Raw genomic sequence first — 24,494 nt, forward strand, 5'->3', positions numbered from 1 at the left:
TAATTACTCAATAGTGATAGAGACTGATATATTTTCCACTTGGTTGCGGTAATCTTACCAAATTAGCAATATTTTGGCGTTTTTCATAATTTTTCAGTTCATCCTGCTAAAACAGTTTCAAAGTTAGCAGCTACATGATATCTTTCTCATCGTACCAGCAGCTATACACATTGAAAAAAGCAATAAGAAAATGAATCCGACCAGTCACCATAAATGACGGGTACATGCCAGAATATTACTGAGAAAAATGCATACAAGCATCTCTATGACTTTGAGCGCTACCTCTAAACGTCGAAAATTACCAACCCAAGCAATAGGAGCTAAAATTTTCCACTGGATTAACATCATTAGCCTATTTATCATGCTCACCAGTGGACTACAAATTTATAATGCTAACCCTGTTTTTGGTGGAAGGTTAGGTTGGCATATTCCGCCCATATTTACTTTGGGCGGTTGGTTAGCAGGAGGTAGACACTGGCATTTTGCAGCCATGTGGCTTTTCTCGCTCAACCTTTTTTGGTATGGATTTTATATTTTAATTACCCGTCGCTGGCAACATCGGTTTGTTGGTGCTAATGACATCAAGGCATTACAAAAAACTCAGAATTCCAAGCGCCTTGTTTATGCTTGGCATCGCATCGTTTATACGAGTATTATTCCGATTCTTTTGCTAGCAATATTTACAGGTATAGGAATGTATAAACCAGCTCAATTTCCTTGGATTGTGGATATGTTTGGCAGTTGGCAAGGACTGCGAATCATTCATTTTTCTTCAGTACCACTCGCGATCGTCTTTGCGATCGTTCACTCCTGGTTAGGAAGAAAAGCCGGCGGTTCGGAATTGACGGATTCAATGTTTTGGTGAACGAGGAGAGGTAAGGGAGAGGGGGAGAAAAACTAATGACAATGATTAACCACTAACCACTAACTACTAACAAATTATGCCTGTATATCGTCCTAAATTAACACGCCGTCAAATTTTACAAATTTCTGGATTAACTGGTATTAATTTTATTCTCGGTGGCTGTGGTGTCCCGATATTAGAAGATGTTGTGGGCAAAGTCTCGGAACCGCTGAATCAGAAGGTAGAGACATTAATATTCAAAGCGCAAAAGCCAGTACCGGAATTCAATGAGAGTGAGATTCAACCCGAGGCTTTAATAATCAATAGCTTTAGAGGTACTCCTATTATTGATCCAACTAACTATCGTTTGGTTGTTGACGGTGAGGTGAACAATCCCCTTACTCTCGGCATGGCAGAAATCCAAGATTTGCCTCTGGTTTCAATGATTATTCGTCATGTTTGCGTGGAAGGTTGGGCGGCGATCGTGCAATGGGGAGGCGTACGTCTGCAAGAACTTGTTGCTCTTGCCCAGCCCAGAGATAATGTCAAATATGCCTACTTTCAATCAGCGGATGGCTATTATTCTAGCTGGGATATTGCTTCGGCACTTCATCCTCAGACTTTGCTGGCTTATCAAAAAAACGGTAAACCTCTACCCACAGAAAATGGTGCGCCCTTGCGTTTGGCTTCCCCGATTAAACTCGGTTATAAGCAGAGTAAATGGGTAACTCGGGTTACGCTAGTGAGTCATTTGTTTCCGCGAAAGGGGTACTGGGAGGATCAAGGTTACGAATGGTTTGCTGGACTGTAGATAGATAGTTAAGAAATATGAAAATGTTAAGATGCTAGACACACAAAGTCTGCATTAGCAGGCTTTTGAATTTCCTGTGTTTGTGATTGAAAAATGATGCTTTCTTTGCATAAACTGCTGCAATGGTTAATTTTGACGCTGCTATTCCCTTTAGTCTTTCTCAATGGCTGGCTAGCGCTGCGAATTTTTCAATATTTTCAGCCATTAGTGACAATTTTTGTTTTAGCGTCTTTATTGGCATTTATTCTAAACTACCCCGTTTCACTTCTACGGCAAAGGGGGATACAACGCAATTATGCAGTTGTATTAGTTTTTATTTTAACAGTGGTAATTTTTTTGGCTTTGGGTCTAATTTTGTTACCAATTGTTTTACAGCAGTTGAATGAAATGACTAAACTTATCCCTCAGTGGATTGATTCCACTGAACAAAAAATTCAAATTCTGAACGATTGGACGGTGAGCCAAAGATTGAATGTTAATTTTAGTCAGATCTTCTCAGAATTTGTCAATCGTTTACCTGAAGAATTGGAAGGAATAGGAGATAGACTTTTTAGCATTATTGTAGATACATTTGATGGTATTTCCGAAGCTTTAATCACAGTTGTATTAACTTTTTATATTTTAATAGACGGTGAGAGAATTTGGGAAGGAATATTTAAGAAGTTACCTTTGAATATTGCTCAGAATATACAGCAGTCTCTTCAGCAAAATTTTCAAAATTATTTGATTGGTCAAGTTACTTTGGCATTGCTGATGGGAGTTTCACAAACTGTGATGTTTTTATTACTAAAAATCAAGTTTGGTTTAATATTTGGTTTGGGAGTCGGACTCTTAAGCTTAATTCCCTTTGGTGATGTCGTTAGTCTTGCTGTAATTACTTTAGTAATAGCCTTGCATGATTTTTGGTTAGCAGTGAAAGTTTTAGTACTTGCTGCTGTGATTGACCAGTTCATTGACCAAGCGATCGCACCCCGGCTTTTGGGTAGTATTACAGGGCTTAGACCAATCTGGGTGATCGTTGCTTTGCTTTTGGGAACTTACATTGGCGGACTGTTGGGGTTATTAATTGCTGTTCCTGTGGCTGGTTTTATCAAAGATGCCATCGATGGTTTTACTGATATATCTAGCAATACTAATTCTGTTGAAGCTGAAAAATTACCAGAGTTGTTAACGAACAAGTCAACATTGCAATAATACAGCATATTTCAACTTAATTGGCTGGTCTCACCAAGGCACTAAGTACAGCTTTGCGTAAAATCGTAGTGTTTTTAAACGCAGAGGGACGCAGAGGCAGCGCAGAGGAACGCAGAGTATTTCTAAGGATAATTCGCTACGAATTAATGAAACGCTGTACTAAGACACCAAGTAAATTATTCAAATACATATTTCTGGGCAACTTTCCAATAACGGGAGAAGCGTTTGAGGTCTACTATGTAGCCGTCATAGTCAAAAAACGGATCTACCTCAAAGACTTCCAGTTCCAAAGAACGTTCAATTTCGTCGCAGATAGCTTCAAATCTAGGACTAGGACTGTCTGCTGTCACTACTTTTTTAGCATCATACTCTTTAGCAAAAGTCAAAACTTCTTGTGCTACGTCGCCACGCCGGATAGTAACGGGTAACTCTAGCAAGCATTCGTAGATAAAAGCGATCCGTTTCAGACTCAGTTGCCATTCCTCTATTAACGCATCGTCCCAAACCCAAATAGCGGGTGCGTCTGGATATTCTTGTAATGCAGGGTTATATGGACTTAGGCAGTCCCCATGTACCCAAATAACAGGTTTATTCATAAACAGATTTGAAATGAGTAAGTTGGCTACTGAGTGATTATTTAGAAATAGGATTTTATTTTCTAGTATTTATGATTGCAAAGCAAATATAAAAAAACAAATACAATTATGATATCGTTAGTGCTACAGTAATTATCTGCATGATTAGGAACATTATTATTTTTGAAATAACTACCAATACGCTAAGAGCGCCAAATTATAAATTTCAGTTAATTTCTAAATTCTTGAGGTATGCTATATACGTCTTCTTTTTACACAACAATTCCACAATCACATAATTTTTTATATTATTACAGAAATGCTCAAGTTAAAAATAATTATAACATTAATATCCAAATACAAAGATATACATTTCCAGATGTACGCTAAATATTTCTTATATATATCTATCTTTATGCTTGTAATTAGCTGTTTGCCTGGCTGTCAAGAAATTGAATCGAATGCAGCCACTGAAATATCTAAAAAATGCATTGGAGAAGATAAAAATTTTAGCATTAGCTTCTTCAAAACCAACAATCAGGGTAATAAAGATGCAAGAGGAATCAATCATGTGATAATTTTTAATCCCAAATCAGCAACATTAGATTTTAAAGTGAATGTGGGTCTGGCTCATCAAATTTATGCCAAAGATGCTCGCAGAAGGCTACGCAAAGAGTATGTACCAAAAATATTTGATGAATTAGTTACCGATGAAAATGCTACATTAAACGGACGAGCACCATTAGCAGCAATCAATGCAGATTATATAGATACTGAAAATAAACCACAGGGTTTGAATATTTCCAGAGGTATAGAGTATTCAGGAGACTTTAAAAATAAGCGTTCTTCTTTTGGCATATCAGGGGGAAAACCACAACAAAGACAAGCTACTATCCAGGCAGGAAGAAGAAATAGTAATATTCTTAATTACCATATTGTCGGAGGTAATGGCAGATTTTACCGCAATGGCAACTTCAAAGATATTTGTACTGCTTTGGGAGAATTTGCTTGTAAAGAAGCTACTAATCGTTCGATGGTAGCGATTACTAATAAAGGTTATGTAATTCTGTTGGTAAACGACTCAAAAGCAAATTCTGATATAGAAATATCTGAGTTTAATCAAGAGCTTTTACCAGATATGTTTGATGATGTGCTGGAAGGAATTGCTCGCAATCATTGTTTAGGCAAAATCCAAGAAGGAATGTTATTTGATGGAGGTCAATCTCCAGGGTTGTACTACGACAAAAAATTTTATGTACAAAATGCAGGGCCAATAGGTTCGGTATTTTTGATTTATAAAAAAGATAGTAGTTAGTGGTTAGTGGTTAGTTGTTCATGATTGAGTCTGGAAAACAACCAACAACTAACGCCTAAACTGCGGTAGGCTAGAGGGTGAAGCGAAAAAAATACACGATACTTTCAAAAATTATAGGAAGGATAGAAGTTATTTTAGAATGGTTCGTTGATTTTGGGTTGCAAATGAGTAAAAATTAACATTTAAGCTCGCTCCTATTATGGTGATACTGGGACGAAGCTGTTGTATGGTGCTCAATGCTAGATGAAAGACTCTTATTTACTCTTATCTGTTACAACAGGGGGATGAGTTTGATCTGGCTCGCGTTCTTTATCTTGCAATTTTTTTGAGCAATTTTCAGTTGATAGACCCTCACTACAACAGCCTGGCTCATCCCACTCTTCGTCTGCACCGTTTTCAGACACTTTGCCAGTCTTTTCGTTTTGACTGTTGGTCATGGCAGATCCCCCTAGTTTTTATATAAATTAACAGGGTACATAAAATACACTACCAGTTCATGCAATTTTTTGCAATAAGCAGTAATAAGCAGTAATTTTGATCAAGCAATTGCTTTGATTAAAAATAGATATTTAGACAGGTTTTTCCAAAAGTTTTGGTCTTGCGTCAGCCTGTTTCAGATGAGCAAATTTAAGTTTTCAGCATAAAGTTTTTACCTGTAATTTTGGGAAGCATTACAGGCTATATAATGGAGAATTCAATCTCCAGGCAGATGAAATTAGATAGAAAATAAGGTTATGTAGTCTTTACCTAAACAATGGAGAGGGGCGTAACTCAGAGGAAATGCGATCGCTCGGTAGTAACATATGCTCGATAATCTGTTCGCGCAAATTTGCACTAGAATAGTTATCTCCTCGGATGCATTCGATGAGCAGATTATTGACATAGAGATACTGTTGTAGCGCTTGAGTATCTTCTTCTGATAACGTTACTTGATAGCCAATATCTAAATACTTGAGCATAACTTGCCGCAAATTTTCTGCCCATACAGAAAGTTCTGAAATGTCATAGTTAGATGGCAGATTCTTTTGTAAAGCTATCAATTCGTTAGCTAGTTCAGTAGCATTAATCGTCTTAGCAAGTGAAATAGCATTTTCTAACTTAGATTCAATACTAGAGTCGTCTGTGAGCTTGAGGCGTTCTCGGACAAATTGGCTGTATGATTCCATCGCAGAATGTAATGAAGAAGCGTAATCACTAGCCAAGATATGAACAACAACTAAACTCATTTCCAGCGAACATTTGGGGTTAGTCGGTATAGTTTTATTGCGTTCTATATTATAAGTCCTAAGTTGAGTAGAGAGAGTTTCTGCGAGAGTGCGATGAACCTTTAGATCGTTACTTATGTACAAATCAACATCTATATCTATAGTTAGATATAAAGCTCTCCATGAACTCGATGAGACTCCAGATTCAGTCGTAATTTTGTCTAACCAAGTCAACATTTTTTGCAATGGCTCACTTTTTACAAGTTCATTGCATCGGTTAAAGATAAGTTTGAAAAACTCATCAGCATTTTCCAATCTTTCTGCAATCAAGAGAAAAACTTCTCGCCATTGAGGGTTAGTTAGGTGTTGTAAAATGATTTCGTTGAGAATACAATTATCTCGACTTTCCACTATATACTCAGCAGTGAAATATTCTTGGAAAGTCAAGTGTGAGAAAGAGTAAACTCCATTAGCAGCCTCAATCAAAAGTCCATGATTTGCTTCAAGTCTTTTTAACACAGCTTGGCTGTCGATATCCAAGGTTTCTTTTTCCACACCTGGAATATTTTTAATATAGCTACAAATTTGTTCTTCTAATTCCCGTTTTTTCCAGAAAACTTTACGTGGTTTTTGTTTAAAACCATCGTATGCAATCTTGCTAAACATATTAATTTTACGAGGACGGGATAACTTCTCATCTTTGTAGATTGGATCGCGTTCTATTCGACGGCTAGCATCCCATCTGCGTAAAAGAGTATCTACTGCTTCCGAATATAGTTCATTTCTATTTTTTGGAAAGTTATTACTATCCTCGAATACCCAACATAGAATTGTTAGTAATAAAGGAGTTTTTGCTAACTCTTTAACTGATTGGTTATTCTCCAGTTTTTCTAATAATTTATCTCCAACTTTGTGCTCGTCACGATTGCTAAACCAATTATGGACGAACTTAATGACTTGATTTTTATCAAAAGATGCTATTTCTACTTTCTTAAATCCTAGAGGTATGTATTCACTGGCTGCTATGCGACAAGTAATAACAAAGTGATTGTTTGGGTATTTTTCGACTATTTCATCAATATTTTGATAAACCCGCTTGGTATCAGCTTGTAGAATCTCATCTAAGCCATCCAAAAGAATTAAACATTTTCCTTGTTTAAGTAAATTTTGGACTACTTTATTTAATTGATCTGCATCAGAAATACAAGCAGCAAATTCTCTAGTAATTGCATCACTCAGACTTGGCAGTTCCTTATTTTCTGCAAAAGTTCTTAGAGAAATATAAACAGGTACAACCAAATCTTCTTCTGAATAATTTTGCAAATAGTAAAGTGCTAAATACTTCAAAAGGGTAGTTTTTCCTTTCCCTGGATGACCAAATACAATCAACCTTTTATTGTGCTTGACTGCTTCTAAACCGTCAGTCACTTTTTCTTCTAGTTTAAAACTAAGACGTCTAAAGTCATAACTTTTATCAGCCTCTAATTCAGGCTCTAATAATGTAACTAATAATTCGTCTATGGAGCGCCGTTCTCTTCCTCTGATATTCTCTGAAATATTGACTGGAGTGTATATACTATCTAGTAGTACAGGTTCGGTCATATCTAGCACTTGGATAGTACCACATTTCCTTTCTATATATTCTCGGTACTGGTCAAGCCAATCTTCTTGTATATTTATTTCTTCTGTAGCTTTCTTGTCTAGATCAGAATTACCTTGCTCAGATTCTTCTAATGCTTGCAATGCTTCTTGATAACTATTATATTCTAGTAATACTGCGCATAGATAGTTAACATATTGTTCGTTTCTTTTTGTTTGTTTATTATCATTAAAAAAATTATAAATAGTTTTTTCTGAAATTATATTCTGACCGCGTGCATCTTCTAATTTATCTTTAAAGCGTTTTTGCAGGGCACGCGATAATTGCTTAGCTGAACTACCAAATTTCTGTGAATAAGCTCGCTTCATTAAATCAAATATTTTCGGTTCAACTGTAATCAGTGCCATCTATCTCTCCTATCTGGGGTTATAGAAGTAAATTAGTTATACATCAATCAAACTTTGTAAGTTTAAACAGAAATTCCCTAAGATGTCATCATCAATATAAAGAGCAAGTCATTTATATACATCATAGATATATTCATGAGACTTGAGGAGAACATATGGTACTCTTGTATTACATTGACTGTGAGAATTAAACCCAAATTTTGATTTATAGGAAGGCACTCTTACTTTAACCTCTTCTTCAATTTTTTGGGAAACAGTCAATCGATTTTGGATTTTAGATTTGCGAAAATGGAATTGACTGCACCCACGCATAGGATACAGCTTGGGGATTTTAGATTAACGATTTTAGATTTGTTCCGCCCACAAGGGACGGGCTTGTAGCAAAAACAATCCAAAATCCAAAATCCAAAATCTAAAATTGGCACGGTCAAGTTTCCTTCACCTCCGATAGGACTTCATTCTGCTTTGGGAACAGTCATATTTCTAATGTTAAGAGATGATATGCATTGTGATGCATGTTTAAATTTTATTAACTACTCAGAATCTATAGCGCACATAATCCTTGAGATATCGTTGATTTTCATAACTAACATTAATAGCAACCTATATTTTACTATATATTTCAATAAGTCAATCTAATTACATCTTATTACTGGTAATTGCATTCTGTTACAGACAAGTTTAGATAAATACTTTCTTTTCTATGCATAATTTTCATGTTTTACATATAATTACTTTCTACTTTCCTCAATTGCTTGTCTAAAAGTTATTTTTTTTCTCGTCATTAGTTCAATATAAAATTGCCATATATTGCTTTTGTTTGATATCAGAATTTCTTACCATTACCGCTAAGCATATTGGATAATGAATTTGAGTTTGAGTTGATTTTGCAATCATGCTTAGTAAAATCCTGAGATTCTTAAAAAGTAGACTAATGAAAATAAAATATAGCTCAAAGCCTAACAAAAAAGGCATTAAGAGACAATATTCACTAATGGAAAGAATTGTACTTATCTTAACGATAATTGCAACACTAGCTCAACTTGTCGAGCTAGGTTTAGAAATTCTTGATCATGTGAAGGAGACACAAACAATATCTATAGAGATAGTACAGCAGAACAGTAAACCCAACTTAGACACGACACCTTTTAAATAAATAAACAACTGCGGTACGCTAGATGATGAAGCGAAAAAAAGATTATGACACCTTCAGAGATTGCAGGTACGCTGGCAGAATTATTTAGTGCAGACGCTGTTAATGCGATCGCACCCGGTTCTTGGCAAATAGAAACTCCTGATTTTCGGCTTTTGGTACTACTTTCGGAGGATGAAACTTGGTTGCGAGTTTTGATTCCGATTGTACCAGCACAACAAGCCCAACCTTTTTTAGAACAATTTTTAGAAGCCAACTTTGATGATACTCAACAGGTACGCTATGCCATACAGCAAGGCGTAACCTGGGGGGTATTTCAACACAATTGCAGCAGTTTGGTTGTAGAGGATTTTCGAGATGCGATCGCTCGACTAATTTCTTTGCATGAAGTTGGTTTAGATGATGTCTTTAATCGGCTAGTTGAAAGTCGCATCCGGCAAATTATTCAAGCAGCAAAACTGCAAGGTCAATCCCTAGAATCCACAATGCAAAACTTAGAACGCTTTTACGCAGAAGGATTAATGGGAGATGAAAACCAAACTCCCCAAGCACGGGAAGAAACTTTAGCTGCTTGGCGGCGTCAGTTGGAACGACTTTGGTCAGAAATCTAAACCTGAAAATCTCAATGACTCAACAACTTGAGTTGAATGATTACAAGCAACAAATAGCGGATCTATACAGCCGCAGAAGTCACAATTACGATGAAAGCGATTGGCATCTTCAGATTGCTCATCGTTTAGTAGAATATACCCAAATCATTTCTGGACAGCAGGTTTTGGACATTGCCACTGGCACAGGTATGGTTGCGATTGAAGCAGCTCAAATTGTCGGTTCAGAAGGTCGGGTAGTCGGTGTAGACATTTCGGCTGGGATGCTTGAACAAGCAACACGCAAGATAGAAGCATTAGGTTTGAGCAATATTGAACTTCACTTAGCTGATGCTGAAACATTGAATTTTCCAGCTAACAGCTTTGATCGGATTTTGTGTTCATCTGCACTGATTTGGATGGCAGATATTCCAGCCACTTTACGCCTTTGGTATCAATTTCTCAAACCCGATGGTTTAATTGGCTTTCATGGATTTGCAGATACCGCTTTTATTGCAGGTGTTGTGATGAAGGAGGTTTGCAAAAAATATGGTGTTTCATTGACATACAACGACATCACAGGCACAGCCGATAAGTGTTATAACTTACTTGCCTCAGCAGGCTTTGAGGAAATTGAGGTCAAAGTCGAGCAATATGGTAGCTATATCAGTTTAGAGCAGGCTAAGCAAATGTGGATGGGAGGCTCTAATAACCCCACACCTGGACAATTTCCCAATCCGCTTTCACAACTTTCATCCCTGGCGCTGGAACAAGCCAAGGCTCGATTTGATGCAGAACTAGAAGCATTAGTAACAGACCAAGGCATTTGGAACGATATCACAGTCTTTTTTACTTTCGGTCGTAAGCCAGCAAACAAAGGTTAAGTCGGAGTTCTTGGTCATGTTCTCAGTCAAAGAAGCAGAAGCAATAGTTTTTAATTTGGTACAGCCGTTGGATCGTCAGCGGGATACAGAAGTTGTAGATTTGTTATCAGCGAATAGTCGCATTCTCGCTTCTCCCGTTTCGAGTCAACTGGACTTTCCCCATTGGGATAATTCGGCAATGGATGGTTACGCAGTGCGTTACACAGACGTACAGCAGGCTAGCCAGGAACAGCCAGTTAGTTTAGAAATTGTTGAAGATATTCCTGCTGGATATCAACCCCAATCTACTATTCAACAGGGACAGGCGGCACGGATTTTTACTGGTGCGGTAATGCCAACAAGTGCAGATACTGTGGTGATGCAGGAACGTACGCGGCGAGAGGATAACCGCGTGTTGATCTTGGCTGCACCAACGAAACCGCAAGAATTTGTCAGACATCGTGCTTGTTATTACAAAGCTGGGACACAATTGCTACCAGCAGGAGTAAGATTGCATGGGACAGAAATTGCCGTTTTAGCTGCTGCCCAGTGTACGCAAGTGAGTGTTTTCCGTCGTCTGCGCGTAGCAATTTTTTCTACTGGTGATGAACTGGTAACTCCTGACAAACCTCTGCAACCAGGGCAAATTGTAGACTCTAACCAGTATGCTTTAGCAGCTTTGGTGAAACAAATTGGGGCAGAACCGTTGATGTTGGGAATTGTCCCAGATAAACCAGATGCTCTTGAAGAAGCGATCGCCCACGCTATATCTAACGCCGATGTGGTTCTTTCTTCTGGGGGCGTCTCCGTGGGAGATTATGACTATGTTGAGCGAATTATTGAGTCTTTGGGAGGCGAAATTCATATTCAGGCTGTGGCAATGAAACCTGGTAAACCCCTCACTGTCGCTACATTTACTAATCAAGTTATCTATTTTGGTTTACCAGGAAACCCGGTTTCGGCATTGGTGACTTTTTGGCGGTTTGTGCAACCAACAATCAAAAAAATTTCTGGACTAGCAGAGGGTTGGCAACCAAAGTTTGTGAAAGCACGCACTCGTCATCAATTGCGATCGGATGGCAAACGCGAAACTTACTTTTGGGGTCAGTTGCATTTAACAGATGGAGTATATGAATTTCAGGTTGCTGGTGGAAGTCAAAATTCTGGCAATTTGATTAATATCGCGCAAACTAACGCTTTAGCTGTGCTCTTGGTGGGTCAAACATTAATTTCTCAAGGAGAAGAGGTACAAGTTTTGCTAGTCTAGTTAGTTCAGTAGACCTCTTGCGAAAGTGCCTTTTGCAAGAGGAGGGGAAAGGAAAAACTATCCCCTTTAACCTTTTACCTTTCACCTTTTCCCGACTTCTGCAAGAAGTCTATTGTATGTGGGTTAATCATCAAAACTTACTCCCAGATCTACGCCCAAGGCATTTTCGATTTTGCGGATAATTTCTTCTGTCGCTGGTGCTCTCAAATCTTCGGCTTCTAACTGATACCAATAGGAACGACTCACCCCACAGTCACGACATATTTGAGTCAGCGATCGCCCGTCTTGCTCTCTCGCCTGCTTTATCTTTTGTCCTAATCCCGGAAAATCTCGAACCACTTCTACTACTTTTTTTACTTCCATTGAGTTTATAGCCAAATCTTATAAATCTAATCTTAATGTAATTTATCTACAGACTGTTGACAAATGTAGGCAGACAAGCGACAATAAAAATTGTAGAGAAAGGCACCCCTAGACGCCAATCAAGCTAGTGCCTTTCTCTCCCCAAAATTATCAATATCGCCTTACCTTCCCACTAGTTGAGTCACTTGAGTCCGGGCTTTAGCGATCGATTGTGCCAAACTTGTGCCACCAAACTCGTCATTCTCAACATGAACAAAGGTGATGTCGGTGATGCCAATAAATCCAAAGACCGTTCTTAAAAACGGGTCTTGATAATTCAGCTTCTCATTGCGTTCACCAGGTTCAAAGCCAGAACCACCTCGCGCCGTGATGATCAACATTTTCTTACCCAGTACGAGCGGTTTGTAGGGATTGGCAGCATCCTCTGGTTCAAACGCAAAGGTTCGCCCAACCCGCACAATTCGGTCAATATAAGCCTTGAATGTACTAGGAACGCTGAAATTATACATAGGAATGCCGATGACGTAGAGATCGGCCTGCGCGCTGGCTCACCAATGACTAATGACGACCTTAACTAGTTAGCTTTATTTGTACCGACCTACTTATTGTTTCCTCTTTAACTTTTCTCACAAGAAGTAAAAGTAGGTTTTCAAGACATTTATTTATGAGAAAAATCTCATAAAGATGAGAATTTTCTCACAAATAAGTATGAAAATATTTTTGCTCTTATCCCAACTGCTTCTTCTTTATTGCCTCAAAAAACTAATGTGGTAATGCAAATTTCTCTAACCATAAAATATAGTTTTTACATAACTTTACATAAGTTTACGCGGACATATTTTGCTTGTCATAATAAGCAATTTTGTCATCATGTCAGTAACATGATTTTCTTCTCATTTGCTCTATCGAAAGTAGTAGATTATTTAATTTCAAAAAAATTTGAAATTCTCTGATTTTTTTAAAAAGATTGTAAAAATGTCTGGAATAATATTCATTTGTGACCAAAATCATTAAGCTTATAAATAAACATCAGCAAAATTCAGACTTCAGTCTGATGGCAAAATTGAAACAGCTAGTAAGCTGTCAAAGATCCAAATGAAAATAGCCTTTATCGTAAACAAGTTTCCAGTTTTATCTGAAACGTTTATTCTGAACCAAATTACTGGATTAATTAATCGTGGACATGAGGTTCACATATACGGTTCTCCACCGGATGATGCTTCTAAATTTCATCCAGATGTAGAAACTTATAACTTGCTCAAGCATACCTATTATGCTCTTTCAGTTCCTAAAAATCACTTCTGGCGCTTGCTCAAAGGTCTGGGATTTATAATTGCCAATTTTAATCAAGCTCCTCTTGTAATACTGCGATCGCTCAACTTTTTTCGCTACGGTAGGAACGCAGCTTCCCTAAGATTATTGTACTCAATTATACCTTTTTTAAAGGTACGCTCGTACGATATAATCCACTGCCAATTTGGGATACAAGGCAATCAAGGATTGATTTATCGCGAACTTGGTGCTATACAAGGAAAATTAATTACTTGCTTTCGGGGCTATGATATCAGTTGGTATGTACAAGAATATGGAGAACAAGTTTATGATGAACTATTTATCAAAGGAGATTTTTTTCTTACTAACTGCGAATTTTTTAAGAAGCGAATAATTAAACTCGGCTGCGATCAAAACAAAGTAGTCGTTCATGGCTCAGGAATAGACTGTAGCCGATTTCAATTTAAAGTCAGAAAACTCAAATCGGATGGGAAAATTCGCATCGCTACGACTGGCCGCTTAGTCGAAAAAAAAGGAATAGAATATGCCATTCGTGCCGTTGCCAAAGTCTTAAAAAATCATGAAAATGTTGAGTATAATATCATCGGTGATGGAGAGTTAAAAGCACACTTTCAACAGGTTATTAGGGAACTAGGTGTTGCTGAGCACATAAAACTTCTTGGTTGGAAGAACCAGCAAGAAATTATTGAAATTCTCGATCGCGCTCATATTTTTATTGCCCCAAGCGTCACAGCAAAAAACGGAAACCAAGATGCTCCTGTCAATACCCTAAAAGAAGCAATGGCAATGGGTTTACCAGTCATAGGTACTTTCCACGGTGGTATTCCTGAACTAGTTCAAGATGGTATTTCTGGTTTTCTTGTTCCAGAAAGAGATGCAGATGCTATTGCTGAGAAATTGAGCTATTTCATCGAGCATCCAGAAATTTGGGAACAAATGGGTAAAGCAGGTCGTGCCTATGTAGAAGCACACTATGACATCCACAAACTCAACGATGAGCTAGTGGAAATTTATCGGCAAGTATTGGCGAATAATTTATACTCATGCCGGGTGCAACAACCACAACCGACAATCACTACTGAATGTGTATGAACTGCTGAAATTAAGGAAGGATAAACATATGAATTTGCCATCAGTTGTAGAGCCAGAAGTGACGATTGTTGTTGTTCCACGGGAGCGTTTCAGCTATACCCGAGAATCATTGGAAAGCATTTACGAGCATACAAAGTGTCCCTTTAAGTTAATCTACGTAGATGGTGGTTCACCGTCGCATATTAGGGATTATCTGGCAACTAAAGCAGCCGAGAAGCAGTTTCAACTAATTCGCACCGAACACTACCTCTCTCCCAACCATGCTAGGAACTTAGGTTTACGCCAAGTCAACAGCAAATATGTCGTCTTCATTGATAATGACGTGGTAGTTACTCCTGGCTGGCTAAAGCCGTTGGTAGATTGTGCTGAAGAAACCGGAGCAACTATAGTTAGTCCCCTCATTTGCCAGTACCTGCCATTACACACAGAAGTACATTGTGCAGGTGGAGAATCTGGAGTGAAGGTAGAAACGAAAGGCGAGACAACCAGACGGCGGATGATTGAGAAAATCTACAAACAAGGTCGCAAAGTAGCAGACGTGCGTCCCCAACTGCAACGGCAAAAAACTGGACTGGCAGAGTTCCACTGCATGATGGTACGCACAGAAATATTCGATCAAGTCGGTCTGTTGGATGAAGCACTGCTAAACACGAAAGAACACGTAGATTTGTGTATATTAGTGGTTGAGGCTGGCGGTACAGTCTACCTGGAACCTGAATCTTTGGTGACATATGTGCCAGGGCCACCACTGGAGTGGACAGACTTACATTTCTATATGCTGCGGTGGAGCGATGCTTGGGAATTGGCAAGCTTGAAACGCTTGCGCGACAAGTGGAACCTGACTGAAGATGAGTACTTTCAGAACAAGTATAAACGCTTGGGATGGCGGCGAGATATGACAATTGTCAGCCCGATCGCCCGCAAACTTCCTTTCGGGAAAATGGGTTCTCGGGCAGTAGCGAAACTTCTCCGTACAATTGACAAAGCACTGAACCGTTATTTGACCACTCGCTACGCAAGAAGATATTTGCAAAGTCAGCAAGATCAAGTTCCACCACAGCAGCCACCGACATCGGCGATGACAGCATCATCGTAGGGATAAGTGGGTTTATGACCTGCAAAGAGAAAACACAAGTATGCACGATCGCTCGGCTAAAAATGAAAAATTTTTGCCCACTACTAACTCCACATTCACTATGCGGCTTCATCGCCGACAATTTGTCATCGGCTCGGAAGCTTTTCGTCCGTATGCCGACTGGCATTGTCGCCAGTTGAACACCTCAACGTGGATCTCCTATTGCCCTGAACTCCGTGCTAGCTGGACGAATGACGCTGATGGTGTTCCTTGGGTTTTGTTAGGGCTGGCTGTGGAAACGCTTGAGTCTCGCCCAGAACCGCCGAGCCAGATTGCACAAACTGCTAGCGCCGACATACCTGAGCTTTACCCCAGTTGGGCAGGGCGCTGGGTGTTAATTGATAGGGATCGGGTACACATGGATGCCAGTGGGCTGCTTGGTTGCTTCTATGGAACAACACCTGATGGCAAAATCTGGGTATCAAGCAGTCCAGCGCTGCTTGCCATGATACTTTCGCCCGAAACCGATCCCCGACAGTTGCGTTACCAACAGGGATTATCGTGGTTCACACCGCCCTATTCTCGCTTTGTTGGCATTAACCGTCTTTTGCCTAGCCAAGTTCTCGAACTCAAAGATGGTAGCATCCAACCGCGATCGCTAATGCCCCCCATAAATCCTTCCCTTGGCTACGACGAGACTTTAGAGCTTCTCAAACAGAGTTTGATGACGGCGTTAAAGCGACTCTCACAAGCAGAAAGTAGATTGTGGCTGGGGTTATCAGCAGGTGTTGACTCACGACTGGTGTTAGCTACAGCATACTGTGCCAAGATCAACATCATGCCCTTTACCCGGATCAGTCCCAGGATGTCGGTAGCCGATCGCTTGCTACCACCCCAATTGGCACATGAACTTGGGTACAAACACATCTTCCTGCGCGGACAAAGCAAGAGTAAATCAGATCGCCTGCATTTCGTCGCCGCTCACACTGTCGGTCACGTATCAGAGGGCGATGCTCTACCCTTTCTCCGCAGTGTGCGTGATTCCCTAGAGGGAATTTCCATTGGTGGCTGGTGCTTCGGTGTAGGCAAAGCCTTGGGGCGTCAGTCCTTACCCGATTCCATTGATGACCTCAAAACCTGCACTCAACAGATAGCGCAAGCATATAACGAGCCGTTGGCTTCAAGCGCGATCGCAGGCATACAAGATTGGTTGAAATGGGTGCAAAAAACTCCCCAGGAACACTTAGATTGGCGAGATCGTTTTTACATCGAACAACGCCTAGCTGGCTGGCAAAGTTCAAAAGAACAGTTGTATGACCTAAGTAAAATCGAAAGGATTCCTGTCATTAATGCCGCTCGCAACTACGCGCTAATGCTTGGTATCGAAGAACACCGCCGCCTTGAGGCTAAGTATCAAGTCGAACTCATCTCCAGAATTGCCCCTCAGCTATCTAGCTATCCCTGCAATCCAGATGAGTATTATTTTGGTAAACTTCGAGCGATCGCCATCAAATCTTCCTACGATCCAACATATCCTTACCAGATAATTAAAAACAAACTGCGATTTTGACGCTCACTTTGCTCATCACCTCAAAGACTTCCAAATAAAAAAATATCCAATCGCTCGTAAGACAAGGAGGACAAGAAAGACAAGGAAAAGGAAACGAAAAGCCTAAATCATAAAATCATAAGCTTTTTGACATTTGACTTCTAAGGCAGCGGTACTAGTGCTTGCCTGTAATTGAAAATTTATGTGTGTAATATCTCTGTAGGGTGACAAACATTGAAGCAGAATACGCGTTCAAGATATCGGCTACCTGAGGTGATTCATACACCAGAAAGTAGCCTGAGATATCCAATCCAATTATTCAAACAAATGTGGCGAGACTTGCTAGCTTCTCGCGAACTCGCTTGGCGGCTGATGGTACGCGATATCAGTGCCCAGTACCGCCAATCATTTTTAGGAATAGTCTGGGCTTTTTTACCCCCAATTGTCATGGCTGCTGGATTTACCCTTGCCAATGATGCCAACGTTATTAATGTTGGGGTAACAGATTTACCATATCCAGCTTATGTCATGTTTAGTACAGCCCTATGGCAAACCTTTGTGGAAGCCTTAAATGGCCCGGTGCAAGCAGTGACAACAGCGAAACCGATGCTAGCCAGAGTTAACTTTCCCCGAGAAGCATTAATTTTGGCGAAGTTGGGCGAAGTGTTTTTTAACTTTGCGATCAAGCTGATTTTAATAGTGGCACTGTTTATCTGGTTTCGCGTGCCTGTGAGTTGGACGGTAATTTTAACACCTGTGGCATTAATTCACTTAGTTTTACTGGGAACATTCATCGGTATTTTATTAGCTCCATTAGGGGTTTTGTATCAAGATGTGTCTAAGGGGCTAACTTTAATAACAGGGTTTTGGCTATTTTTAACTCCAGTAGTTTATCCAGTCCCCAGTGAAGGAACATTTGGGTTTTTAGTCAAACTAAATCCCGTAACTCCTCTACTAGTAACAGCCCGAGAATTAGCAACAACAGGAGTAGTATCAGAACCTTTGAGATTTTGGGTAGTAAGTGCAATTACTTTGCTTGGCTTGCTACTAACTTGGATTGCATTCCGTCTTGCTATGCCTTTCGTGGTTGAGAGAGTGAGTTCCTAATCATGACCGAGTTAATCGAAAAAGATATTTCTGTTCAGTCTCAAGATGAGACTGAAGTAGTAGTTTCAGTAGAGAATGTTTCTAAAAAGTTTTGTAGAAACTTAAAACAGTCTTTATTATACGGCGTTCAAGACATTGCTACAGAATTGGTAGGAGGAAGTAGAAAAGGTGATACCTTAAGACCAAAAGAGTTTTGGGCGCTTAAAGATGTCAGTTTTCAGCTGCGACGGGGAGAAGCACTAGGTTTAGTCGGCTCAAATGGAGCTGGAAAAAGTACGCTGTTACGTATTATTAGTGGCTTAATTAAACCTGATACTGGCAGAGTTAAAGTTAGGGGTAGAATAGCTCCTTTAATTGCATTAGGAGCAGGGTTTAATCCAATCCTGACAGGACGAGAAAATATTTATGCAAATATGTCAATTTTGGGTCTATCTACAAAAGAAATTGACGAAAAATTTCAGGATGTCATAGATTTTGCGGAAATTGCTGATGCCATTGATGCGCCCGTGCAAACCTATAGTTCTGGTATGGCAGCAAGGCTGGGATTTGCTTGTGCAGTACATATAGAACCAGAAATTTTGCTCATTGATGAAGTGCTGGCTGTAGGGGATATAAAGTTTAGGATGAAGTGTCATCGGAGGCTGGCGAAACTTAGAGAACAAGGCACAGCTTTTATCCTAGTTTCTCATAATCCCCAAACGATATTAAATGTATGTGAATCTTCTATTTATCTTTCCAAGGGACACTTGATTACATCTGGCGAAACAAGTTTAGTTATGAGTAGATACGAAGAAGATTTGTATCTGCATGGGTTAGATAAGCCAACAGGAGCAATGTTTTTGCCAGAAAAATCTCCCCATGAAAGTACAGGTTTAGATATTATTTCTGTGTGTTTTAAGGATGAGCAAGGAAATATTTTAGAAGCGCCTGTTACTGGTGAAACAGCTTATTTTTGCGTAGAATGCAGAGCAAATAAGAAAATTAATAATGTCAACTTATGTGTATCAATTACAGCGCAAGCAGGAGAAAATGAACGTATTTTGTATCTAACTTCTGCTAATGATAATGAGCAACTAGAAGTATTACCAGGAAAAGTGGAGCTACAGATGCAAATGCCCTACTGCTGCTTATCACCTGGTTTGTATAGCGCCAAAATCTTTGTAAGGGAAGGTACGTATTCTTTTGATGGAGTTCAATCTTTTAGATTTATTGTGAAAACAAGTCAGAAAACATTTAATTCTTTGTTTTATCAACCCAGAAAGTGGCAAGTCATTAATAAATAAGTCGAATGAATTTAGTTACTTAAACAAATGCCAACTATTTTTTGCGAGCCAGACAAATACCAAAAAAACACTGCTTAAGGCTATGGAACCAACAAAACTTTTTTACGAGCGAGAAACAGATTATGTCAAGTATCGACCAAGCTATCCCGCCGATGCAATCAATGCTATCTTAGAGGGACTTGGCGAGCGATCGCAGCTTGTTGCAGCAGATATTGGGGCTGGTACAGGCATCGCCTCGCGTCTTCTTGCTGAGCGAGGGGTACGTGTCATTGCGATTGAGCCGAATACTTCAATGAGACAAGCTGCTGACACTCATCCATTGATAGAGTTTTCTGATGCAACTGCCGAAGCTACTAAACTACCTAACGCATCTGTTGACTTATTAACCTGCTTCCAGGCTTTCCATTGGTTCGATCCTGCACCAACTTTATCGGAGTTTCGTCGTATTCTCAAGCCATCCGGACGCTTGGCTTTAGTATGGAACCACTGGGCTGCGGATAACAAATTTTTGGAAGAATTCGGTTGTGTACTTCGCAAAGCGGCATCGAAGGATAGCCCAAAAAAAAAGGTTGGTAGTGGTTTCAAACCCCTCTTGTCCAGCCCACATTTCACAAATATCCGTCGCTGTACCTTTACCCACTCTCATGAGTTGGATTTGCCCGGTATTATCGGTTACGCCCAGAGTAAATACTTCGTCCCGCGTTCTGGATCGAGCTATGAGCAACTTATCTTAGATTTGCAGGAGTTGCACACCCGTTGGGCAGACGATCGCGGTTTAGTGCGCTTGGACTTTTGCACTACTGTTTACCTCGCCAAGCCACAACTTTATGACTTTCCTAAATTCATGACACGTTGGCGGAGTTGGTTCCTCACCAAGTGGTGGAAATTAAATAAAGCAACGACCTAATACACCATTTAGTAATCTTCAAATTGGAAGGGAAGGAGGACTTGGAGGGATGGGGTGATGGGGTGATCGGGTGTAGACGCCCTCCGGGCGGCTTCGGTGTAGGGTAGGGGAGAGTCCAGTTTTATATTCTCCCCAACTCCTCACCTCCGGTTCTCCCACTCTCCCTTGTCTCCCCTCTCCCTTTCCTGGTTGCGAAAGTACTTTATGCCGAAAGTGACAAAAAACATCTTGCACACCTATGCAACAGTCAGGAGGCTCAGCCTCCAAACCCTCGTTACCAGGTTGAATCTGTCAACCTGGTAACGAGATATCAGAGCCTCTGGCTCCGAAAAAAGAAATAATTACCACTTCCATCGTAATGACATTACCTATTTATTTTTCCAAATTTAGAGGATAACAAAAATGTCAAAGCTTGTTTCGGTAATTATACCTTGCTTTAATGCCGCCAAATGGTTGGCAGAGGCAATAGACAGCTGCTTGCAACAAACTTATCCCAATATCGAAATTATTGTTATTGATGATGGTTCAACTGATAATTCTTTAGAAATCATCAAAAGTTATGATAACAAAATCATCTGGAAAAGTTGCCCCCATCAAGGGGGAAATCACGCCAGAAATTTAGCCTTTGCTTTATCAAAGGGAGAGTATATTCAGTACTTGGATGCAGATGACTACATCTTACCTGAAAAAATCGAAAGGCAAGTGCACTTTTTAGAAACAACGGGAGCGGATGTTGTTTATGGTGATTGGAGATACCAGCATCATTTACCCGACGGAAAAAGTTATTTAGATAACATTGAAATTTCGGGAGCACAAGCAGATATTCTTGAATCTCTACTAGTAAATTGGTGGACTGCTGTTGCTTCTTTACTGTATAGAAGAACGGCTATAGAAAAAAGTGATGGCTGGGATGAAGAATTAGCAGTCGCACAAGATAGAGATTTTTTCTTATCAGTCGTCATCAACGGTGCTAAAGTCGTATATCAACCAGGTTGCTATTCAGTTTACAGACGCTATGGCAATGTTACAGTCTCCAGTTCCTCAAAAAGCCGCTGGATTCAATGCCAAATGATAGTATTAAAAAAGGTAGAAAAGAAGCTATTGAAGTTGAACAAACTTTCCAATAAATATCGTTGTGCTATGGCTCAATGCTATTTTGAACTGGCTAGAGAAGCTTTGAAGAGTGACTATTACAAATTATACCTGAAATTAATAGAAGAAGTTTTAATTACCTATCCAGACTTTAAGAAGAAGAGTAGAAAAGCAATTTATAATATCGTGCAAAATATTTGTGGATTTCGTCAGTGTGAAAGAATAGCATTTTATGTTCTTTTGACCCACAAGTTTGTCACTTCTACAGTAGATAACTTGTCGAACCAGGAAAGAAAATTAGGCGTACCATTATAGTATAGACTGTAGCTATCTAGATATAGGCACAGCACGATCGCTTACAATGTAGGTCATACTGATGAATCGCTCAAAAATTGTTGCAATTATTACAGGCGTAATTTCTATAATATTGGCGATCGCCTACCTCCTCATTGTCCAAATCTTAGACTTTCGCGGGGAAATGAAACCTGCTCCCATCAGTGAAGTTGAGCAATCAGTATCGATAGTTACGCAAAGTTATACTAGTAGTTGACCTGAGATTAGTTGCAACTCACACTGTGGGTTCGTCATAGAGCTTTCAAGGCTGATCTGCCTATTAAGTAAGTAGGCGAGAAAAAATCAAACATTGTTGTTTTTAATTGTGTCTGCAAGTCTCATAATCTTTAGTTTAGTACAGACTTGCAGACTTTTTTAGTCTCTTCTCTCACATGTAGCGATCGCTTAAGTAAGTGCCATTCAACTGTAGGGTGCGTTAGAGCGAAGCGTAACGCACCGAAATAATCGATTTTTGGTGTGTTAGAACGAATGTCCGTAACGCACCCTACATTTGTGCATTTCTTTTTTTGTCTAAATTCTGTAATTAGCAAGAAAATTTACACGAATTCTCCAAAAACTTGCAACTAAGAATTTCTATTTTCCTTTTACCTAGCTAACTTTTACTGGTTTGTCTATGAATACGCAATGGTATAAAAAAACAGTTTGTCTTGCCAAGACAAACTGTATGCAAAAAGATTTTATATACAATCTAGAACTACATCATGCCCATGCCGCCCATGCCACCCATGCCCATGCCGCCCATGCCGCCCATATCGGGAGCACCACCTGCGGCTTTCTTCTCAGGCTTTTCTGCTACGACAGCTTCGGTAGTTAGAACCATAGAAGCAATAGAAGCGGCGTTTTGCAAGGCTGAACGCACGACTTTGGCGGGATCAATAATACCCGCAGCAATCATGTCTTGAAATTCACCAGTAGCAGCGTTGTAACCAATGTTGAATTCTGTAGTACGCACTTTTTCGACGATCACAGAACCTTCAACACCGGCGTTATCTGCAATTTGGCGCAAGGGTGCATCTAGCGATCGCTCAACAATACCAGCACCAATTTTTTCTTCTTCGTTGAGGCTATTTTTAATTTCGTCGACTTTCGTAGCCAGGTGAATCAGCATCGTACCACCACCAGGCACGATTCCTTCTTCCACAGCGGCTTTGGTAGCGTTGAGGGCGTCTTCAATCCGCAGTTTGCGGTCTTTGAGTTCGGTTTCTGTTGCCGCACCCACTTTAATGACAGCCACACCACCAGCTAGCTTGGCGATGCGTTCTTGGAGTTTTTCTTTATCGTATTCCGAATCGGTTTCTTCCAATTGCTTGCGAATTTGGGCAATGCGCTTTTGTACGTCTGCTGTGTGCTCACCACCAGCAACGATTGTGGTGTTTTCTTTGTCAATCGTAACCCTACGGGCAACTCCTAACATCTCCAAAGTAACGGTATCCAAACTTAAACCGATTTCTTCGGAAATCAATTGCCCACCAGTAAGAATAGCAATGTCTTGCAACATCGCTTTGCGGCGATCGCCAAATCCAGGTGCTTTGATGGCGCAAACTGACAGCACACCCCGCGCTTTGTTCACAACCAAAGTTGCCAAAGCTTCGCCTTCTACATCTTCAGCGATAATCAGTAGGGGTTGACCCAAACGAGCAACTTTTTCCAAAACAGGCACTAAGTCCTGAATACTGCTGATTTTCTTATCAGTGATGAGAATCCGGGCGTTCTCAAATTCCACCGTCATCCGCTCGTTGTCGGTGATAAAGTAGGGGGAAATGTAACCTCGGTCAATTTGCATCCCTTCTACCACTTCCAATTCGGTGGTCAGGGACTTAGATTCTTCTACGGTGATGACACCGTCTTTGGTGACTTTTTCCATTGCTTCGGCAATCATGGCACCGATTTCTTCATCGTTGCCAGCGGAAACAGTCGCAACTTGGGCGATCGCGCTACCTTCAACCGGTCTTGCTACCGCCACAATTTCTTGCACTAACCTGTCAACAGTTTTTTCAATGCCGTGCCGCGTCGCGACTGGATTTGCTCCAGCAGCTACGTTCTTCAAGCCTTCTTTGATCATCGCTTGTGCTAGCACTGTTGCTGTAGTGGTGCCGTCACCAGCTACTTCTTTGGTTTTGGAAGCAACTTCTTGGATGAGTTTTGCGCCAGTATTTTCGAGGGGGTCTTCTAGTTCAATTTCTTTGGCAACGGTGATACCATCGTTAACAATTTGGGGCGTACCAAATTTTTTTTCTAAAAGGACGTTGCGACCTTTTGGCCCCAAAGTAATTTTCACGGCATCGGCAAGAGTGTTTATGCCTTTTTCTAACGCCCGTCGCGAATCTTCATCAAATGCAATAATCTTGGCCATAGTTCAATTTGTGTTCAGTTAGTGAGTTCTTCCATTAGACAATTTAGCACTCACAGGACAAGAGTGCTAACTCAACAATTAATAGTAAACCTGTTCACTAAAAAATTGGTAACTGATGAATGCTTGAGCAAGTTGCTCATTTTTCTGATGGTGAGAAAAAAAAATGATTAGTATACACTTGATGCTGATGTTGGATAAAGGCAGT

General features: G+C 40.1%; 20 protein-coding genes and 1 pseudogene. 15 read left to right on the top strand and 6 right to left on the bottom strand.

The annotated features are described in order from the left end of the window. Positions 1-265 precede the first annotated feature (265 nt). The 3 genes from FIS9605_RS0117590 (at position 266) to FIS9605_RS0117600 (ending at position 2,849) form a co-directional block, all read left to right on the top strand. On the top strand, positions 266-865 hold the full coding sequence (locus tag FIS9605_RS0117590) for a cytochrome b/b6 domain-containing protein (RefSeq protein ID WP_026733778.1): 600 nt from the start codon (positions 266-268) through the stop codon (positions 863-865). A 76-nt stretch (positions 866-941) separates the two neighbouring features. Further along, on the top strand, positions 942-1,655 hold the full coding sequence (locus tag FIS9605_RS0117595; RefSeq protein ID WP_026733779.1) for a molybdopterin-dependent oxidoreductase: 714 nt from the start codon (positions 942-944) through the stop codon (positions 1,653-1,655). A 96-nt stretch (positions 1,656-1,751) separates the two neighbouring features. Beyond that, a complete protein-coding gene (locus tag FIS9605_RS0117600; protein WP_026733780.1) occupies positions 1,752-2,849 on the top strand; it encodes an AI-2E family transporter in 1,098 nt (365 codons plus the stop codon). Positions 2,850-3,025: 176 nt separating this feature from the next. Here FIS9605_RS0117600 and FIS9605_RS0117605 read toward each other — a convergent pair whose 3' ends face one another. Next, positions 3,026-3,445 (bottom strand): DNA polymerase, encoded by a 420-nt coding sequence (locus tag FIS9605_RS0117605; protein WP_026733781.1) that lies wholly within the window; start codon positions 3,443-3,445, stop codon positions 3,026-3,028. A 358-nt stretch (positions 3,446-3,803) separates the two neighbouring features. Between FIS9605_RS0117605 and FIS9605_RS0117610 the strand changes: the two genes are divergently transcribed. Continuing rightward, positions 3,804-4,739: a phosphodiester glycosidase family protein gene (locus tag FIS9605_RS0117610; RefSeq protein WP_026733782.1), complete on the top strand. Its 936-nt coding sequence runs from the start codon at positions 3,804-3,806 to the stop codon at positions 4,737-4,739. A 254-nt stretch (positions 4,740-4,993) separates the two neighbouring features. On the opposite strand, the gene FIS9605_RS0117615 is transcribed toward FIS9605_RS0117610, so the two are convergent. Continuing rightward, positions 4,994-5,176, bottom strand: coding sequence for a hypothetical protein (locus FIS9605_RS0117615; protein ID WP_026733783.1), 183 nt, complete (start codon positions 5,174-5,176; stop codon positions 4,994-4,996). Between the two features lie 306 nt (positions 5,177-5,482). Then, positions 5,483-7,951 (bottom strand): NACHT domain-containing protein, encoded by a 2,469-nt coding sequence (locus FIS9605_RS37330; RefSeq protein WP_051470050.1) that lies wholly within the window; start codon positions 7,949-7,951, stop codon positions 5,483-5,485. Positions 7,952-9,151: 1,200 nt separating this feature from the next. Here FIS9605_RS37330 and FIS9605_RS0117630 point away from each other — a divergent pair. Genes FIS9605_RS0117630 through FIS9605_RS0117640 form a run of 3 tightly spaced genes read left to right on the top strand, consistent with a single transcriptional unit; the run spans position 9,152 to position 11,821 of the window. Then, complete coding sequence (locus FIS9605_RS0117630) at positions 9,152-9,715, top strand: hypothetical protein (protein WP_026733785.1); 564 nt, start codon at positions 9,152-9,154, stop codon at positions 9,713-9,715. Between the two features lie 14 nt (positions 9,716-9,729). Then, complete coding sequence (locus FIS9605_RS0117635) at positions 9,730-10,575, top strand: class I SAM-dependent methyltransferase (RefSeq protein ID WP_026733786.1); 846 nt, start codon at positions 9,730-9,732, stop codon at positions 10,573-10,575. A gap of 16 nt (positions 10,576-10,591) precedes the next feature. Continuing rightward, entirely contained in the window at positions 10,592-11,821 is a 1,230-nt protein-coding gene (locus tag FIS9605_RS0117640) for a molybdopterin molybdotransferase MoeA (protein ID WP_026733787.1), read from the top strand. A gap of 123 nt (positions 11,822-11,944) precedes the next feature. On the opposite strand, the gene FIS9605_RS0117645 is transcribed toward FIS9605_RS0117640, so the two are convergent. Then, a complete protein-coding gene (locus tag FIS9605_RS0117645; protein WP_026733788.1) occupies positions 11,945-12,184 on the bottom strand; it encodes a helix-turn-helix domain-containing protein in 240 nt (79 codons plus the stop codon). A 161-nt stretch (positions 12,185-12,345) separates the two neighbouring features. Then, positions 12,346-12,714 (bottom strand): annotated as a pseudogene (locus FIS9605_RS37335) (FMN-dependent NADH-azoreductase); the annotation flags it as partial. Positions 12,715-13,279: 565 nt separating this feature from the next. Here FIS9605_RS37335 and FIS9605_RS0117655 point away from each other — a divergent pair. The 8 genes from FIS9605_RS0117655 (at position 13,280) to FIS9605_RS44120 (ending at position 22,132) form a co-directional block, all read left to right on the top strand. Further along, positions 13,280-14,569, top strand: coding sequence for a glycosyltransferase (locus FIS9605_RS0117655; protein WP_026733789.1), 1,290 nt, complete (start codon positions 13,280-13,282; stop codon positions 14,567-14,569). Between the two features lie 28 nt (positions 14,570-14,597). Further along, positions 14,598-15,665, top strand: coding sequence for a glycosyltransferase family 2 protein (locus FIS9605_RS0117660; RefSeq protein WP_026733790.1), 1,068 nt, complete (start codon positions 14,598-14,600; stop codon positions 15,663-15,665). A 40-nt stretch (positions 15,666-15,705) separates the two neighbouring features. Further along, positions 15,706-17,214, top strand: coding sequence for a hypothetical protein (locus tag FIS9605_RS0117665; RefSeq protein ID WP_026733791.1), 1,509 nt, complete (start codon positions 15,706-15,708; stop codon positions 17,212-17,214). 306 nt (positions 17,215-17,520) lie between these two features. Next, positions 17,521-18,300, top strand: coding sequence for an ABC transporter permease (locus FIS9605_RS0117670; RefSeq protein ID WP_442854721.1), 780 nt, complete (start codon positions 17,521-17,523; stop codon positions 18,298-18,300). A gap of 2 nt (positions 18,301-18,302) precedes the next feature. Continuing rightward, complete coding sequence (locus tag FIS9605_RS0117675) at positions 18,303-19,583, top strand: ABC transporter ATP-binding protein (RefSeq protein ID WP_026733793.1); 1,281 nt, start codon at positions 18,303-18,305, stop codon at positions 19,581-19,583. Between the two features lie 82 nt (positions 19,584-19,665). After that, a complete protein-coding gene (locus FIS9605_RS37340; RefSeq protein ID WP_063748464.1) occupies positions 19,666-20,490 on the top strand; it encodes a class I SAM-dependent methyltransferase in 825 nt (274 codons plus the stop codon). 402 nt (positions 20,491-20,892) lie between these two features. Next, a complete protein-coding gene (locus FIS9605_RS0117685; RefSeq protein ID WP_026733794.1) occupies positions 20,893-21,897 on the top strand; it encodes a glycosyltransferase family 2 protein in 1,005 nt (334 codons plus the stop codon). A 61-nt stretch (positions 21,898-21,958) separates the two neighbouring features. Further along, positions 21,959-22,132, top strand: coding sequence for a hypothetical protein (locus FIS9605_RS44120; RefSeq protein ID WP_197036075.1), 174 nt, complete (start codon positions 21,959-21,961; stop codon positions 22,130-22,132). A 498-nt stretch (positions 22,133-22,630) separates the two neighbouring features. On the opposite strand, the gene groL is transcribed toward FIS9605_RS44120, so the two are convergent. Further along, positions 22,631-24,289: a chaperonin GroEL gene (groL, locus tag FIS9605_RS0117695; protein ID WP_026733795.1), complete on the bottom strand. Its 1,659-nt coding sequence runs from the start codon at positions 24,287-24,289 to the stop codon at positions 22,631-22,633. Positions 24,290-24,494 lie beyond the last annotated feature (205 nt).

The sequence above is a fragment of the Fischerella sp. PCC 9605 genome, from assembly GCF_000517105.1.
Taxonomy (GTDB): domain Bacteria; phylum Cyanobacteriota; class Cyanobacteriia; order Cyanobacteriales; family Nostocaceae; genus PCC9605.

What these genes read in the sequence shown, in the direction of transcription:
- FIS9605_RS0117590 (WP_026733778.1), top strand. Translation starts at nt 266, where the DNA reads ATGACTTTGAGCGCTACCTCTAAACGTCGAAAATTACCAACCCAAGCA.
- FIS9605_RS0117595 (WP_026733779.1), top strand. Translation starts at nt 942, where the DNA reads ATGCCTGTATATCGTCCTAAATTAACACGCCGTCAAATTTTACAAATT.
- FIS9605_RS0117600 (WP_026733780.1), top strand. Translation starts at nt 1,752, where the DNA reads ATGCTTTCTTTGCATAAACTGCTGCAATGGTTAATTTTGACGCTGCTA.
- FIS9605_RS0117605 (WP_026733781.1), bottom strand. Translation starts at nt 3,445, where the DNA reads ATGAATAAACCTGTTATTTGGGTACATGGGGACTGCCTAAGTCCATAT.
- FIS9605_RS0117610 (WP_026733782.1), top strand. Translation starts at nt 3,804, where the DNA reads ATGTACGCTAAATATTTCTTATATATATCTATCTTTATGCTTGTAATT.
- FIS9605_RS0117615 (WP_026733783.1), bottom strand. Translation starts at nt 5,176, where the DNA reads ATGACCAACAGTCAAAACGAAAAGACTGGCAAAGTGTCTGAAAACGGT.
- FIS9605_RS37330 (WP_051470050.1), bottom strand. Translation starts at nt 7,951, where the DNA reads ATGGCACTGATTACAGTTGAACCGAAAATATTTGATTTAATGAAGCGA.
- FIS9605_RS0117630 (WP_026733785.1), top strand. Translation starts at nt 9,152, where the DNA reads ATGACACCTTCAGAGATTGCAGGTACGCTGGCAGAATTATTTAGTGCA.
- FIS9605_RS0117635 (WP_026733786.1), top strand. Translation starts at nt 9,730, where the DNA reads ATGACTCAACAACTTGAGTTGAATGATTACAAGCAACAAATAGCGGAT.
- FIS9605_RS0117640 (WP_026733787.1), top strand. Translation starts at nt 10,592, where the DNA reads ATGTTCTCAGTCAAAGAAGCAGAAGCAATAGTTTTTAATTTGGTACAG.
- FIS9605_RS0117645 (WP_026733788.1), bottom strand. Translation starts at nt 12,184, where the DNA reads ATGGAAGTAAAAAAAGTAGTAGAAGTGGTTCGAGATTTTCCGGGATTA.
- FIS9605_RS0117655 (WP_026733789.1), top strand. Translation starts at nt 13,280, where the DNA reads ATGAAAATAGCCTTTATCGTAAACAAGTTTCCAGTTTTATCTGAAACG.
- FIS9605_RS0117660 (WP_026733790.1), top strand. Translation starts at nt 14,598, where the DNA reads ATGAATTTGCCATCAGTTGTAGAGCCAGAAGTGACGATTGTTGTTGTT.
- FIS9605_RS0117665 (WP_026733791.1), top strand. Translation starts at nt 15,706, where the DNA reads ATGCACGATCGCTCGGCTAAAAATGAAAAATTTTTGCCCACTACTAAC.
- FIS9605_RS0117670 (WP_442854721.1), top strand. Translation starts at nt 17,521, where the DNA reads ATGTGGCGAGACTTGCTAGCTTCTCGCGAACTCGCTTGGCGGCTGATG.
- FIS9605_RS0117675 (WP_026733793.1), top strand. Translation starts at nt 18,303, where the DNA reads ATGACCGAGTTAATCGAAAAAGATATTTCTGTTCAGTCTCAAGATGAG.
- FIS9605_RS37340 (WP_063748464.1), top strand. Translation starts at nt 19,666, where the DNA reads ATGGAACCAACAAAACTTTTTTACGAGCGAGAAACAGATTATGTCAAG.
- FIS9605_RS0117685 (WP_026733794.1), top strand. Translation starts at nt 20,893, where the DNA reads ATGTCAAAGCTTGTTTCGGTAATTATACCTTGCTTTAATGCCGCCAAA.
- FIS9605_RS44120 (WP_197036075.1), top strand. Translation starts at nt 21,959, where the DNA reads ATGAATCGCTCAAAAATTGTTGCAATTATTACAGGCGTAATTTCTATA.
- groL (WP_026733795.1), bottom strand. Translation starts at nt 24,289, where the DNA reads ATGGCCAAGATTATTGCATTTGATGAAGATTCGCGACGGGCGTTAGAA.